Annotated in this window: 16 protein-coding genes; 10 read left to right on the top strand and 6 right to left on the bottom strand. The window is 44.6% G+C overall.

Going from position 1 to position 13496, the window contains the following annotated elements:
- The 3 genes from QT992_RS26350 to QT992_RS26340 form a co-directional block, all read right to left on the bottom strand.
- The coding region (locus QT992_RS26350) for a hypothetical protein (RefSeq protein WP_333378103.1) at nucleotides 1–269 on the bottom strand (269 nt) is incomplete at its 3' end.
- A 184-nt stretch (nucleotides 270–453) separates the two neighbouring features.
- Nucleotides 454–2154 (bottom strand): pentapeptide repeat-containing protein, encoded by a 1701-nt coding sequence (locus QT992_RS26345; protein ID WP_333341075.1) that lies wholly within the window; start codon nucleotides 2152–2154, stop codon nucleotides 454–456.
- Nucleotides 2155–2441: 287 nt separating this feature from the next.
- The gene (locus tag QT992_RS26340; RefSeq protein WP_333316987.1) at nucleotides 2442–2858 is read right to left on the bottom strand and encodes a hypothetical protein; all 417 of its coding nucleotides are present in this window, start codon (nucleotides 2856–2858) and stop codon (nucleotides 2442–2444) included.
- A gap of 254 nt (nucleotides 2859–3112) precedes the next feature.
- Here QT992_RS26340 and QT992_RS26335 point away from each other — a divergent pair, with 254 nt between their 5' ends.
- From QT992_RS26335 to QT992_RS26320, 4 genes are all read left to right on the top strand, one after another.
- Nucleotides 3113–4882, top strand: coding sequence for a S8 family peptidase (locus tag QT992_RS26335; protein ID WP_333316985.1), 1770 nt, complete (start codon nucleotides 3113–3115; stop codon nucleotides 4880–4882).
- Nucleotides 4879–5100 (top strand): hypothetical protein, encoded by a 222-nt coding sequence (locus QT992_RS26330; RefSeq protein ID WP_333287372.1) that lies wholly within the window; start codon nucleotides 4879–4881, stop codon nucleotides 5098–5100. The genes QT992_RS26335 and QT992_RS26330 overlap by 4 nt, the downstream gene beginning before the upstream one ends.
- A 153-nt stretch (nucleotides 5101–5253) precedes the next feature.
- A complete protein-coding gene (locus QT992_RS26325) occupies nucleotides 5254–5523 on the top strand; it encodes a hypothetical protein (protein WP_333316983.1) in 270 nt (89 codons plus the stop codon).
- Between the two features lie 335 nt (nucleotides 5524–5858).
- Nucleotides 5859–6419: a hypothetical protein gene (locus QT992_RS26320; protein ID WP_333316982.1), complete on the top strand. Its 561-nt coding sequence runs from the start codon at nucleotides 5859–5861 to the stop codon at nucleotides 6417–6419.
- A 169-nt stretch (nucleotides 6420–6588) separates the two neighbouring features.
- On the opposite strand, the gene QT992_RS26315 is transcribed toward QT992_RS26320, so the two are convergent.
- Nucleotides 6589–6906: a hypothetical protein gene (locus tag QT992_RS26315; RefSeq protein ID WP_333316980.1), complete on the bottom strand. Its 318-nt coding sequence runs from the start codon at nucleotides 6904–6906 to the stop codon at nucleotides 6589–6591.
- Between the two features lies 1 nt (nucleotide 6907).
- Between QT992_RS26315 and QT992_RS26310 the strand changes: the two genes are divergently transcribed.
- Entirely contained in the window at nucleotides 6908–7048 is a 141-nt protein-coding gene (locus tag QT992_RS26310; protein ID WP_333316978.1) for a hypothetical protein, read from the top strand.
- 114 nt (nucleotides 7049–7162) lie between these two features.
- Here QT992_RS26310 and cysC read toward each other — a convergent pair whose 3' ends face one another.
- Together cysC and QT992_RS26300 are read right to left on the bottom strand one after the other, a co-directional pair.
- On the bottom strand, nucleotides 7163–7771 hold the full coding sequence (cysC, locus tag QT992_RS26305) for an adenylyl-sulfate kinase (RefSeq protein ID WP_333317030.1): 609 nt from the start codon (nucleotides 7769–7771) through the stop codon (nucleotides 7163–7165).
- Entirely contained in the window at nucleotides 7755–8039 is a 285-nt protein-coding gene (locus QT992_RS26300) for a hypothetical protein (protein WP_333316977.1), read from the bottom strand. Before QT992_RS26300 ends, cysC begins: the two co-directional genes overlap by 17 nt.
- 13 nt (nucleotides 8040–8052) lie before the next feature.
- On the opposite strand from QT992_RS26300, the gene QT992_RS26295 reads away from it, so the two are divergent.
- The 5 genes from QT992_RS26295 (at nucleotide 8053) to QT992_RS26275 (ending at nucleotide 13422) form a co-directional block, all read left to right on the top strand.
- The gene (locus tag QT992_RS26295; RefSeq protein WP_333341069.1) at nucleotides 8053–9501 is read left to right on the top strand and encodes a glycosyltransferase; all 1449 of its coding nucleotides are present in this window, start codon (nucleotides 8053–8055) and stop codon (nucleotides 9499–9501) included.
- Between the two features lie 228 nt (nucleotides 9502–9729).
- Entirely contained in the window at nucleotides 9730–10494 is a 765-nt protein-coding gene (locus QT992_RS26290) for a sulfotransferase family 2 domain-containing protein (protein WP_333341067.1), read from the top strand.
- A gap of 411 nt (nucleotides 10495–10905) precedes the next feature.
- A complete protein-coding gene (locus tag QT992_RS26285; RefSeq protein ID WP_333341064.1) occupies nucleotides 10906–11784 on the top strand; it encodes a WcbI family polysaccharide biosynthesis putative acetyltransferase in 879 nt (292 codons plus the stop codon).
- A gap of 51 nt (nucleotides 11785–11835) precedes the next feature.
- A complete protein-coding gene (locus tag QT992_RS26280; protein ID WP_333316970.1) occupies nucleotides 11836–12753 on the top strand; it encodes a hypothetical protein in 918 nt (305 codons plus the stop codon).
- A 48-nt stretch (nucleotides 12754–12801) separates the two neighbouring features.
- Complete coding sequence (locus QT992_RS26275) at nucleotides 12802–13422, top strand: FkbM family methyltransferase (RefSeq protein WP_333341061.1); 621 nt, start codon at nucleotides 12802–12804, stop codon at nucleotides 13420–13422.
- Nucleotides 13423–13496 lie beyond the last annotated feature (74 nt).

Genomic DNA, 13496 nt, shown 5'->3' with positions numbered 1-13496 from the left:
TCCGACCGCAATTCTTTCCCGCGAGCAAGATGCTCGCACTGATTTTTCCGACCGCAATTCTTTCCCGCGAGCAAGATACTCGCACTGATTTTTCCGACCGCAATTCTTTCCCGCGAGCAAGATGCTCGCACTGATTTTTCCGACCGCAATTCTTTCCCGCGAGCAAGATGCTCGCACTCTATCAAAACCCTAATTAAAATATCGCACAGAAAACCTCCCCCATGAGCGCTCGAACACACCGTTTCATTCCCACAAAAGGCCGATCGCATACCCCACCGCTTCCCCCATTACCGAACACCGATCGCAATCCGAAGCTGTTTTCTCCCACGTGAGCAACTGTTCCCGAAAAACTTGGTATTGCTTGGCCTGCTGCACGATGCTTGCAGTTTCCGACGCAGAAGAGCAAGTGCGGGCTTTAGCCGGTCGTCGGCTTGAAGTGTTAAAGATTAACTGTTAATAATCGCTCAAAAGGCCGATCGCATACCGCACCGCTTCCCCCATCATCGAAGAACGAACGCGATCGGGCGCCGTTTTCTCCCACGCGAGCAACTGTTCCCTAAACACCGGATCTTGCTTCGCCCGCTGCACGATCGCCTGACTGATGACTTTCTTTTGAATCTGCTCTGTCGGGATACCTTGCTGCTTCAAATAATCCAACAGCCGCTGCACGCTTTCGGAGAATTTATCCGGCGTCTGAGACATCAAAATAAACGAAATTTGGCGCACCATTCGCTGGTAGATTTCCTGTCTTCTGAGCAACGCTTCCTTGTTACTCGGCTCCGCATTGTTACTAGGAACAGCCAAGTCGAGCAAACTCAAAATTTCAGCGCCCTTGGCTAAAACCTTTTCCAACATATCTGGATAAAGCTCCAAAATGCGATCGCCCAAAATCTTGCCGTTCACCAAACGGTTCGCGCTCAGCCGCAGTAAATTTTGTTCTCCCGCAGACTCAAAAAATTGAACGTTGAATTTGAGTTCGTGGCTTTCCAACTCCACCCGACGCAGCGTAAACACCAAAGCCTCCCAATTAGGAGCTTCATCAAAAAACACCTTCACAGTAGAACTGTCCTCTTGATGCTGCCGCCCCAATTCCCCCGACTCAAAATCGCGATCGACAGGAAAGCGATTTGCCGCCACTTTCGCAGTATAATCAAACCCAGTAAAAACATAGCTGCAGTCAACTCTCGACAGATCGACATCTTGAACTTGCCAATTTTGAATGCAGCAACCCGTAAGCTGCGCCCCCTCCAAATTCGTCCGAATCAAACGGCACTCAATCAAACAAGCTTCTCTTAAATCCGCCTCACCCAAAATCGCATCCATCAAATAAGCGCCACTCAAATCAGCTTTCCGCAAATCAGCACTTCGCAAATTAGCTTCGCTCAAATCAGCTCGCAGCAAATACACTCCTTGCAAGTTAGCTCGCAGCAAAAGCGCCTTCTTAAAACTCGCTTTCAATAAATAAGAACCCGCCAGATTAGCTCGACTCAAATCAGCGTTATCCAGCACCGCCTCAGTCAAATCCGCCCCCGCCAGCACAGCTCGGTGCAAGTCAGCGCCCGTCAGATTTGCCGATCGCATTTGAGCGCCATTCAAGTCAGCTTCAATCAAATTTACACCGATTAAAATTGCCGATCGCAAATTCGCTTCCACCAAATGCGCTTCCCGCAAATTAGCACCCGTTAAATTAGCACCAACAAGACTGGCGCGGTTGAGATTCGCCTCCATCAATTCCGCCTCCATCAACTTCGCGCCGTCGAGTTTAGCCCCAGCCAAATTAATTTGGTCAGATTTAACTCCTTGAAGATTAGCACCGCCCAAATCCGCTTCAGGCAACGTGGCCCAATTGAGATCTGCTGCTGCCAAACAAGCAAGGCGCAAATCCGCTTTAGCAAGATTTGCCCCGCTCAAATTTGCCCCGCTCAGATTCGCCCCAGCTAGCCCCGCACTGCGGAGATCCGCGCGCCGCAAACAAGCCCCTATCAACTTGGCATTGCTCAAAAAAGACCAGCTCAAATTAGCACCGGTCAAGTTAGCACCAGTGAGGTCTATTTCTCGCAGGTTGACACCGCTTAAACTAGCGCCGCTGAGGTCAATGTGACCAAAGTTTCGCTCTCCCTGTTGATAGCGCTGTAAAAATTCTTGTGTTTGCATTCCGCAGATTGGGGGGCTGGCAATTTAGCTGTTTTAGGACGCGCTGGCAAAGAACTTTAACTCTAAGGTGGGCACGGATGACTACCGGGCTAGGCACGGGGACACTACTTCTACTACTTACTACAAGAACTCACATTCTCCGGGTGATCCGTACACACTTTACCCCTATAGATGGCGGTTCAAAGGATTTGTGGCGTAAGTTCTATTTTTACTACCAGCTTTACAGACTTTTGTAACTTAAAGTAGCCGAGTTAATATCTGATACGCTGCCCCGCCGGAGAGTGTTTTTACTTAAAGCGCTGCAATTCTTGCTGCAAGTATTTTCCCCATTTAGTCGCTAGAGGAATTTCTGTAAAAGGAACCTGCACCGCAGCAGCATCTTTCAACAAAAATTCGAGGGCGATTGGACTTCCAGAATTCGGCGGTGAGTCTAAATCAACTGCCTGAGAGTTGACTAACAACCGCAGCGACTGCACATCTTTTAAAGAAAAAGTTTGCAAATTTACCGGCCCGCTGCGAGTAGGTTTTCCCCAAGTTAAACTGTCTTCTTGCTGACCGAGTACAGCATAAATATCGTACTTGGCTTTAGCGAATTGTTCGGCCCAGACGCGATACGCTTCCAGCTTTTGATACTCGTTCCATCCAGCCCAAGCTAGCCCAATAAAAATTGCCAGCAGCGGCAGCCACATTAAACCTCTTTCCATGCAATACCCTTGTTGAAAATAGTCCTGGTTCTGTTTATCATCTTCTCTAATGATACAATTAATTGAAGTCCTAAAACTTGCTCTGCAATTTCAACTAGAAATTAGAGCAATTTTTGATCTAGTCACAGCCACAGCCGAAAACTACCAAACGCCCGCGTGCGAGAGCCCCACAAGTCGCAGCAAGGAAAACTGGCGCTGGCGGTGAAAATTGGGTTATTGTGGTGAACACGCCTTCCCTAAACGGACGATCGGCAATGAAAAAGTTTTTCCTTCTGTGCTTATTTTTAATCGGTCTCGGCTGGGCGATTTCTAATTTCCCAGGACTTGCTACTCAAGGCACTTACGACTCGATTGTGCTGGATTTCCGCGAAGATGTCGGTAATGCCACGATCGCCAAGCAAGTAGAGGCGATCGCCCAACAGTACAAAGTCGCACCGCAACTCAACAGCGAATTCTCAGCGGGCGACAATGTATATGTAGTTAAGGGCGATCGCACTTTGCTAAACGCCCTGAGAAAATCTAATTTGGCTAAAGATACCGAATACATTGAACCGAACTTTGTCTACAGCGCTTTCGAGATTCCCAACGACCCCATGTATACCAAGCAGTGGAATCTCCGCAGCATCAATGTAGAATCTGCCTGGAACGAAACCAAAGGCAGCGGCACAACAGTAGCGATAATTGACACGGGTATTACTCCAGTCGCTGACTTAAAAGAAACCAAATTTGTACCGGGCTACGACTTTGTAAACGATCGCGCCCAAGCCTACGATGACAACGGCCACGGTACTCACGTCGCCGGTACTGTCGCCCAATCAACTAACAACAATTACGGCGTTGCGGGCATCGCCTACGAAGCAGCTTTAATGCCGCTGAAAGTCTTAAGCGGCAGCGGCGGCGGTACGGTTTCCGACATCGCCGAAGCAATTAAATTTGCTGCTGACAACGGCGCCGACGTGATTAACATGAGTCTCGGTGGTGGCGGTGAAAGTCAGTTAATGGAAGAGGCGATCGACTACGCCCACTCTAAAGGCGTTGTCATCATCGCAGCCGCCGGCAACTCCGGCGACAGTTCCGCTTCCTATCCCGCCCGCTATCCCCACGTCATCGGCGTTTCCGCCCTCGGCCCGGACGAGGAAAAAGCCTCTTACTCCAATTTCGGCGCAGGGGTTGACATTGCGGCCCCCGGCGGTTCTGAAATGGGCAAAATCCTGCAAAGTACGATCGACCCGGAAACCGGCGCCGAAGTCTTTGAAGGCTACCAAGGCACTAGCATGGCTTCTCCCCACGTTGCCGCCGTTGCAGCCCTTGTCAAGGCCTCCGGCATCACAGAACCAGACGAAATTCGCAGCGTACTCTTGCAGTCCTCGCGAAATGTCACTGAAGATCCGTTAAACCATTTTGGTTCAGGACACCTAGACGCAGCCGCAGCGGTTCAGCTAGCCCAGCGCGGAAAAATCAACTTCCGCGATTTCTTCCGCTGGCTGCGCGATAACGGCTATCTCAACCCCCGCTTTTGGATTGACGGCGGTGCAGTCGCCCTGTTGCCTAAAATTGCAATGGTGCTCGGTTCTTACCTGCTGGCTTTCTTTATGCGGAATTATTTCCCCTTCGCCTGGACTTGGGGCTTTTCCGGCGGCTTGATTGCTGGCAGTTCTGGGTTCTTCGGGCTGCGGAACTTGTTTGTATTTGACTTGCCGCAGTGGCCGCTGCGGGTGATGGGCAGTTCTATTCCCGAACTCGGCGGCGCAATTAATGGCAGCAGTATGCTGAATCCCTTTTTTGCTAGCGTTTTGATTCCTGGGATTTTGATTGCTTTGCTGTTGGGACATCAACAGTGGAAGTGGATCGCGATCGCAATTTCGATCGGTTTTGCCAGCAGTTTAGCGGTGAATGCTTTTGTGTCTCCCGCAGTCTGGGGATTGGGCACAGGTTTGGTAGCACAAACATTTTTGATTGTCAATGCTTTTCTGTGTTTCGGACTGGCGCGTTTAGCAATTAAAACAGAGGTGCGATCGGCATGAGTATTACTGTCAAGGGTGTAATTGAACGCAAAGGATTTGGCCCGGGCACTTGGGCTTTGGTGGGCGAAGATGGCGAAACTTACGAACTTAAGAATGCTTCTTCTGAGTTGAAAAAAGCTGGTTTAAAAGTCAGTGTTAAAGGTGAAGTGCGTAAGGATGTGATGACTTTTGCTATGATCGGCCCGGTGCTTGAGGTGCAGTCTTTTGAAGTGTTGTAGGTCGATCGACTAATCCAGCTTTCGAGCAAAAAAAACCCCGGCCAAAATTGGCTGGGGTTTATTAATCAGGGTGCATCTACTAATTTAATGTCCCGCCTCACATCACCTCTTTCAGGACACTTTGGCAGAATTTCCTATAATTTGTGAATCAGCTTGCGATCGCTCAAAAAAAAACCCCAAACCAAAATTGGTCGGGAGTTAATTAATCAGGGTGCATCTACTAATTTAATATCCCGCCTCACAGCACCTCTTTCAGGACAGTGTGGCAGAATTAGCGAGAATTTGTGGCTTAGCCTGCGATCGCTCAAAAAAAACCCGGCCAAAATTGGTCGGGAGTTAATTAATCAGGGTGCATCTACTAATTTAGTCTCCGGTTCGAGGTGCATCTGTTCGGGACAGTTTGGGAAAATATTTGAGAATTAGCGATTTTGGCTGTAATACGCAAAAAAAAAACCCGGCCAAAATTGGTCGGGAGTTAATTAATCAGGGTGCATCTACTAATTTAGTCTCCGGTTCAAGGTGCACCTGTTCGGGACAGTTTGGGAAAATTTGGGGAAATTCGTGGTTTGGGGTGCGATCGCCAAAAAAAAACCCCAAACCAGAATTGGCGGGGAGTTAATTAATCAGGGTGCATCTACCAATTAAGCTTCCTGAGAATTCCAGCGCAATCCGGACAACCTCAAACTTTCTTCAGCATCACCGTCGATATCGCAAAAAAAAACCCCAAACCAAAATTGGCGGGGAGTTAATTAATCAGGGTGCATCTACCAATTAAGCTTCCTGAGAATTCCAGCGCAATCCGGAAAACCTCAAACTTTATTCAGCATCACCGCCGATACCGCAAAAAAAAACCCCAAACCAAAATTGGTCGGGAGTTAATTAATCAGGGTGCATCTACCAATTTAGTCTCCCGTCTCACAGCACCTCTTTCAGGACACTTTGGCAGAATTTGCGATAATTTCTGGCGAGGGCGGGCGAGATCCAAAAAAAACCCGGCCAAAAGTGGTCGGGAGTTAATTAATCAGGGTGCATCTACCAATTTAGTCTCCGGCTTCACAGCACCTCTTTCAGGACACTTTGGCAGAATTTTGGAGAATGTGTGGCGAGAGGGGGCGATCGCCAAAAAAAACCCGGCCAAAATTGGTCGGGAGTTAATTAATCAGGGTGCATCTACTAATTTAGTCTCCGGCCTCACAGCACCTCTTTCAGGGCACTTTGGCAGAATTTGGGATAATTTGTGGCCAGGGCGTGGAATCGCCAAAAAAAACCCGGCCAAAATTGGTCGGGAGTTAATTAATCAGGGTGCATCTACCAATTAAGCTTCCTGATAATTCGATCGCAATCCGGACAGTTGCATCGAATTTTTCAACAGGGCGATCGCTTGAGGATAGGCAAAATCTTAATTACAGAGTTGGGGGGCGATCGCATTTCGGGTGAATTGACCAAGCGGAGTCTGATCCGGGATTGAGTAGGGCGATAGAGTGTCTATTAGTGCCGTTTCTTTTGATTGGAAGGCGCTTTGACAGGCTCTTGTCTGTTTAAGTAGTATAAAAGCGCGATCGCTCCCCCTATCAAGATACCTACTACTACTAGACTAATAGCTATTAGTTTGGCGCCTCCCGATAAAAATACGTGAATCAACCCAAGATAAGGAACCCCTAACAAAATAGCAGTAGCTATAGTTTTTAAGGATGTCAAATTAATCTCTATTTCAAGATGCTTGTAGGGTTTTCCTTGAAATTTGTAGTGGTCTTTAGATTTATTTAGGGGGTCTGGAGGGGGGAGGAAAGGTTTTGGAGATGACATAATGTTTTATTGTATCCGCTCAATAATCCGGGGTAAATCGCTCAACGATGCACCTCAAATGACGCGACGCAAAATCGTTCCTGAGTGGGTAGTCCGCCCCGAATTATTGAGCGGATACGTTTTATTGATGATGGCTGACTAATTTTTTTAGTGACGTTGCTGTCAAGCCGGCGGATGTTGGGGAAAGGGCTCGCTCACCCCAACAGATAGATAATCTAACTTCAACCCAAGAGCAAAAAAATCAACAGATGAACGTTTAAAGTTGAGCAGAAGATAGAGGAGTGCTGGCCCAAAACACTTCTAATTTATCCATCACTTTAGCTACACTCTCTGTTACCGTTTCCCTATCCGTGATGCATTCTACTGGCGGGTGCAAGGGTGGTTCGTAAGGATCGTCAATGCCAGTAAAACCTCGAATCTCACCGGCACGAGCTCTCTTGTAAAGTCCCTTGACATCTCGCTGTTCGCAAACTTCGAGGGGAGCTTTCACATAAACTTCAATAAAGTTACCAATTTGGTGTCCGACTTCCTCCCTGACATCGCGGTAGGGTGAGATGACTGAAACCAAAACAATTACACCGTTCCTGGTCAAAAGATCGGCGACAAAGCCAATGCGGCGGATATTTTCATCGCGATCGGCTCTGCTGAAACCTAAATCTCTCGTGAGGCTTTTGCGGACGATATCGCCATCTAAAACTTCTACTTTGTATCCCTGCCGCCGTAAAATTTTGGCTAGTTCAGTAGCGATCGTACTTTTGCCTGCCCCGCTTAAACCCGTGAACCACACGGTAACGCCATCCTGCTGCATATCTAATTCCTTCCTTAAAATGTAATGTGTTCTGTGCCAGTTAACTGTCGATAAAATCCTGTATTCGCTGCTGGGGAACTGGCGATCGGTTCTTTATAGTTATTCTTTCGGGGGTTAGCTGTCCGATCCGGGTTAATTTTGGCGAAGATGTGGGTTTGGGGTGGTTGTAGAGGCGGAGAAAGGGGCGATCGTACTTCTTAATATAAAAATCAACAGCTTCTTTCCGGTGCAGCATTCCCAGGTCTGGTATTAAGTGGTGAGCTTTACAGTTAATCCTTAGCAATTTCATGTGCGCTACCACCGGGACACCCAGGTGAAGCGCCATTATCCCAACACCTATGCCAACACAGACCCAAACACCGATAGTTAGCGTAATTATTCCTGTTTATCAAGGCGATCGCTTTCTTGCTGAAGCAATAGAAAGTGTCTTGAATCAAACCTACACGAACTATGAAATGATCGTCATAAATGACGGGTCCACTGATAATAGCGACGACGTGTTGTTGCCTTATTTGGATAAAATGCGCTATGTGTATCAGAAAAATCAAGGAGTAGCAGCAGCGCGAAATCTGGGTATCCAGATGGCTAAAGGTGAATTCATTGCTTTCCTCGATCAGGATGATTTCTGGTTAGCTGACAAGCTAGCACTACAGGTAGCTTGTTTTCAAGCGCAGCCCACATTAGGGATAGTACATAGTGGCTGGCAGCGGGTTAACGTGCTGGGAAAAGCTATCGTAAATGTAGAACCTTGGCACAAGGCGTCAGAGTTAAATTTAAGGGCTTGGTTGCATTGGAAACCCGTGCTTCCTAGTGCCATGATGTTTTCCCGTCAGTGCTTAGAACGTGCTGGTGGTTTTGACACTCGATTTACTCAGTCCTCTGATGTAGATATGGTACTCCGTTTAGCACTGATGGGCTGTGAAGCAGCGTGGGTTCCCCAAATTACTACCTGCTACCGCCAACATGAATGCAACACGATGAACAATAGCATAGAACAGGCAGAATCACTCTATGCAGTAATAGATAATTTTTTTTCAATACCAGACCTGCCAAGTCATATCCGCTTATTAGAGAAAGAGGTTCGCTATCAAACTTTAGTATGGATTGCTTGGTATTTATACTCCACAAGTTATTTACCTCAGATGAAGGGTTACCTAGAGCAGTCATTGAGTTATACTCCTTATTACCGCACTAAGACAATTTATGATTGGCTAAAAAAATTTGGCATATATGCCATTGATCGTGGCTGTATTTTCGATGTGAGAGCCCTGACAAATTCGCAAGAGTGGCAACAGTTAATTAGCGTGTTAATTAACGGATTTTTAAATCCTTTACCTGTATTAGATACAAACCATTTTAGTTTCTTTAGTCCTCCACCCAAAAAGATAGGTGAGTCTTGCATCAAATTGCCGACGACTGATTCAATTATTCCAGAAGGAGATGCCACAGGTTTTTGGCAGCATGACGGGTGGGCTGGCAGTGAGGTCAGTGCTTACTTCCGTGCTAAAAAAAAGGTCTGTCGAGTTAAACTAATTGGCTATATTCCCGTACATCACGCTCCCTTAACTAAGATAACTATGACAGTTGACGAACAGTTAGTGAGTCAGGAAGTTGGCCAAGGTTCATTATTTTGCCTGGAAGTACCTGTAACAATTGATGCAGAAGATTATTTTCAGCTTTCAATTGTTGCGAGTGAGACAATGAGCGGAGTAAGAGCGGGTCTCAATGAAGATGTTAGGGAATTAGCGTTTGTATTAAGTGAGATTCGCTGCGACCCTGCAAATTAAATTCCAGAAAAAAATATTGCTCTAACTAAAAATACTCAATCACATCAAAAAACAGATCGGAACCCCGTAAAGGTATTGAATTTACAGCTTTTCAGTTTTTTTGTGCTGTTGAATTATCATTCTATCTGTATAATACATTGTGAATCGAGTTAACTCGATAGCAATTTCAGATTTGTCGGCTCGTGCGTTAAGTCATATGCTCATTAAGAAGAAAAGGATGTTAATATTATGAAGCGAATTATTTTAATTCACCATCACATTTTCAAAAACGCGGGAACTTCGTTTAACTATGCACTGAACCAAGCATTTGGAAAACAGTTTATGGAGTACGACCTTCCGGGGGGTCAGCTAGTTTCCCCAGCAATTTTGGAAGAAGCGATCCAAGCAAATCCTCAAGTGAAGGCAATTTCGGGTCATCACATAGCTATGCCGACTCCACAAGGGGAAGATTTTCAAACAATTTCTTCGGTTCTGATTAGAAAACCCCTCTCTCGCATTCGATCTATCTATAATTTTGAGCACAAGCAGAAAGCGGAAACAGCGGGTGCAATTAAGGCGAAAGAGTTAGATTTTAAAGGATTTGTGCTTTGGCGTTTAGAAACCTCTCCGATCGTTTTCTGCAATTATCAAACCTACTATTGTTCGAGAACAGAACTGATGAAGCCGAAGTATTCTCCTACTGAAGCGGATTTGAAGTTGGCGATCGAGAATTTGAAATCAGCGGCGATCGTGGGGACAGTAGAACAGTATAATGAAACGTTGGCGATCGCCCAAACCTGTTTGCAAAAATCTTTTGAAGATGCGGCGATCGCTCTGGCACCTGTTTCTTTAAATATCAGCTCGAAGGGGGTAGCTTCTGATGAGGAGATTCGGAACAAGCTGGTAAAAGATTTAGGAGAAGATTTGGTCGCTCGTTTGGAAGAAATGAATCAGTTGGATAACGCTCTTTATCAAGTTGTTAGTTCTATGTTGAAGGCAAATCTTCAAGCATAAATTTAGAGCGCTATTCAACCAAAATCTACTACCAAAACAGAAAAAGAGCCTCAACAAATGTTAACTCAAGACGACTTTCAAACCCGGATTAAATATGTTATATAATCCCCACCTCCAAGTTTTACTGTCAAGTGTTTATTACCTAATTTTTTGCTAAATAAAGCCCAATAATTGATGGGAAATAAGTATGGTACAGGAGGAGGAAGTATCTGGTATGAATTCAAACCAACTAGACACTAAGAAGCATCCAAGCTGCTCGATCGAAACTTCAGATACTTTAGACATATAGCCTTTCTGAGGTAGGTGAGGTACAGAGAAAGGCTCTTCAATCCTTAAATTCAAAGAATCAGGTGCACCTCATGTTGGTGAGAACCGTTATAGATCAGAAAAACTTTGTAGGACTTGCTTAAAATGAAAAAGTGTTTGGTATACGGAAACTGTCAGGCGATGGCGCTAAGAAGCTTTCTCTCAAAGCATCCGAATTTCACATCATTTTATGAAGTGATAGAGATTAAGCCTGTTCATTTGCTGACTCAGGGGGATGTCGCTCCCTTAGAAAAAACAATTGCTGAGATTGAGCTTTTCATACACCAACCTGTTTCAGACAACTACAAAGGTATTCATCAACTATCAACTAACTACATCAAGAGTCAACTCAAGTCAAGCTGCCAAACTATTTCTTTTCCGGTAGCATACTTTACTACGTACAATCCAGAGATTACATATTTAAAGAACAAGAATAATATAGTTCTTAGTAAGCCATTTCCGTATCATGACTTGAATATCTTGAAGCTTTATGCGAAGGGAAAGAGTATCGATATGACGATCGAGGAGATAGGGGGAGAGGCATTTTATAGCGCTGAATACTTACAAGAAAACTTGAGTGCCACTCTGCGTAACTTGGCAGCCAGGGAAAAAAACCTTGAAGTCAAGATATCCGCATTTATTCAGGAGAACTTCAGAATCAAGAAATTATTTCATACATTCAATCATCCCAGCGCCGTAGTTTTAGAATATATTCTCAATTCTATATTCGATCTACTGGGAATTCAGCGGGGAAAAAATTTTTTTGAACTATTTAGAAACTCTGATGTTCTGGCGCAGACTTCTTTTTCGATCTATCCTTCTGCGGTTAAAATTCTAGGTTTATCTTTTGGTTCAAATTTGGATTACCGCATCGAAAAACAAGTGTTTACACAAAGAGAGGTCGTAAGTTCTTTTTTTGAGTTTTATGATACACATCAGCAAGAAATTTCTGATTTTATTGCACATACTTCTCTCACACCTTGACAATCTAGAGAGATGTTTCGCAAGTAATTTAACTTTGGAGGTTGATTCGATATGCAGTTAAAAAAAGTTCAAAATATCAGTGACTTTGGCTTTCTATATGTTGCTTTTGGGCAGAAATATATGCAGGAGTCCATCGACTCTGCAAATTCACTCAAAACTGCCATGCCTGAAGCACAAATTGTTATCGTCACTGATGATTCTTCTGCTAAAAATTTTGCAGGCAAGCCGCTCGAAATATTCGACCGCATCCTCCCAATGTCCTCACTTAAAACCGATATTCATCCCGGATATCACGGTTATCTTAACAAAATTAGAGGCATGAGAATGAGTCCATTCCAATTCACCATGTTTGTGGATTCAGATACCTATATTGCTTCCTCTGTCTGGGAAGTTTTTTCCTCTTTACATCAATACGATATAGCTGTGGCGATCGCGCCGCAAAAAGCATCAGTACCGTTTATGTCCTCAGAAAAATTCTTAGAAGGATATACAAGGCAACACTTATTTTCTACTGCTTTGAATACAGGTATTCTGTGTTATAAAAATACAGAAATTGTAAATTCTTTTCTTGATAATTGGGAATTGACTTACATCAAAAAAGTTCCTCCTAACAATTTCTACAATCGGTATTACAGCGACCAGACTGTGTTTTGTGAAGTTTTAGACTTATCAAACATTCGACCAATGATTTTGGCAACTGAGTATAACTTTCGCCTCGGCTTACCTCAGACTGCACAAGGGTTAGTCAAAATTTTTCACGGTCGCCCCAAGCAAGGGTGGCAGCGTCATGCAGCATTGGTGAATAGCTATGAAGGGTATCGAATTTACTTTCCCAATGTTGCGTTAATGTGTATGGATATGCAGGAAGGTTGCTATGAAATCAGACCTTATTCCGAGCATTCCAAAATAGAGCGAGTTCCTTACGGACACTTGAATCGGCTTTTAAATAAAACTGTTAGTAACTGTTAGCAACTGTTAGTAACTGTCAGTAACTGTTAGTATGGAGGAGTAATCTGAATGTCATTTCCATTGTGGTATATCGAGAAAAAGTTGGGATACCCCCTTCCTAAAGGGATTATTCATGTAGGGGCAAATGAAGGTCAAGAGTTTGAGGCTTACCAGGCTGCAAATCCTAATATAGTTTTATGGATAGAACCTATTCCGACTGTTTACGAAAAGCTTTGCCAGCGAATTTCTGCTGATAAATCTCATTATGCTGTCCGACACTGTTGCTCGGATGTGAGTAACAATGAAGTGGTTTTTAACATAGCTAACCTGGGAGGATTGGCTTCTAGTATGCTTCCCCTAGGAGCATCTATGCAAAAGTCTTATCCAGGTATCTGCTATGTAAACTCTTTCAAAATTTTGACTAGAACACTAGATAGTATTCTAGAAGAGAGTTTTGCTGAGTCTCAATTCGATCTACTGGTTATGGATACTCAAGGTGCTGAACTAAAAGTTCTTCAAGGCGCTCATCAATTGCTAAAGCGCGTTCGCTATGTCTACAGCGAGGTTAGTGAATACCCTTTATATGATGGAGGCTGTACTCACGAGCAAATTGATAGTCTTTTGAAGCTCTACGGTTTTAAGCTGAAAAACCTTGCTATTAATGGCAAAGATTGGGGAGATGCTCTGTAAGTAGGTAGGCGGGAAAAAACCAATCTATGTAACAAAATATTAAGTTACCTAATTGGAGTTAAACTTAAGACGTT

Source organism: Microcoleus sp. T3_D1 (assembly GCF_036700405.1).
GTDB lineage: Bacteria > Cyanobacteriota > Cyanobacteriia > Cyanobacteriales > Microcoleaceae > Microcoleus.
The sequence above is the reverse complement of the archived record's forward strand: the minus strand, read 5'-3'. Positions and strand labels throughout refer to the sequence as shown.

Bases quoted from the DNA above. Each gene is read 5' to 3' on its own strand.
- QT992_RS26345 (WP_333341075.1), bottom strand. From the start codon at position 2,154: ATGCAAACACAAGAATTTTTACAGCGCTATCAACAGGGAGAGCGAAAC.
- QT992_RS26340 (WP_333316987.1), bottom strand. From the start codon at position 2,858: ATGGAAAGAGGTTTAATGTGGCTGCCGCTGCTGGCAATTTTTATTGGG.
- QT992_RS26335 (WP_333316985.1), top strand. From the start codon at position 3,113: ATGAAAAAGTTTTTCCTTCTGTGCTTATTTTTAATCGGTCTCGGCTGG.
- QT992_RS26330 (WP_333287372.1), top strand. From the start codon at position 4,879: ATGAGTATTACTGTCAAGGGTGTAATTGAACGCAAAGGATTTGGCCCG.
- QT992_RS26315 (WP_333316980.1), bottom strand. From the start codon at position 6,906: ATGTCATCTCCAAAACCTTTCCTCCCCCCTCCAGACCCCCTAAATAAA.
- QT992_RS26310 (WP_333316978.1), top strand. From the start codon at position 6,908: ATGTTTTATTGTATCCGCTCAATAATCCGGGGTAAATCGCTCAACGAT.
- QT992_RS26300 (WP_333316977.1), bottom strand. From the start codon at position 8,039: ATGGCGCTTCACCTGGGTGTCCCGGTGGTAGCGCACATGAAATTGCTA.
- QT992_RS26295 (WP_333341069.1), top strand. From the start codon at position 8,053: ATGCCAACACAGACCCAAACACCGATAGTTAGCGTAATTATTCCTGTT.
- QT992_RS26290 (WP_333341067.1), top strand. From the start codon at position 9,730: ATGAAGCGAATTATTTTAATTCACCATCACATTTTCAAAAACGCGGGA.
- QT992_RS26285 (WP_333341064.1), top strand. From the start codon at position 10,906: ATGAAAAAGTGTTTGGTATACGGAAACTGTCAGGCGATGGCGCTAAGA.
- QT992_RS26280 (WP_333316970.1), top strand. From the start codon at position 11,836: ATGCAGTTAAAAAAAGTTCAAAATATCAGTGACTTTGGCTTTCTATAT.
- QT992_RS26275 (WP_333341061.1), top strand. From the start codon at position 12,802: ATGTCATTTCCATTGTGGTATATCGAGAAAAAGTTGGGATACCCCCTT.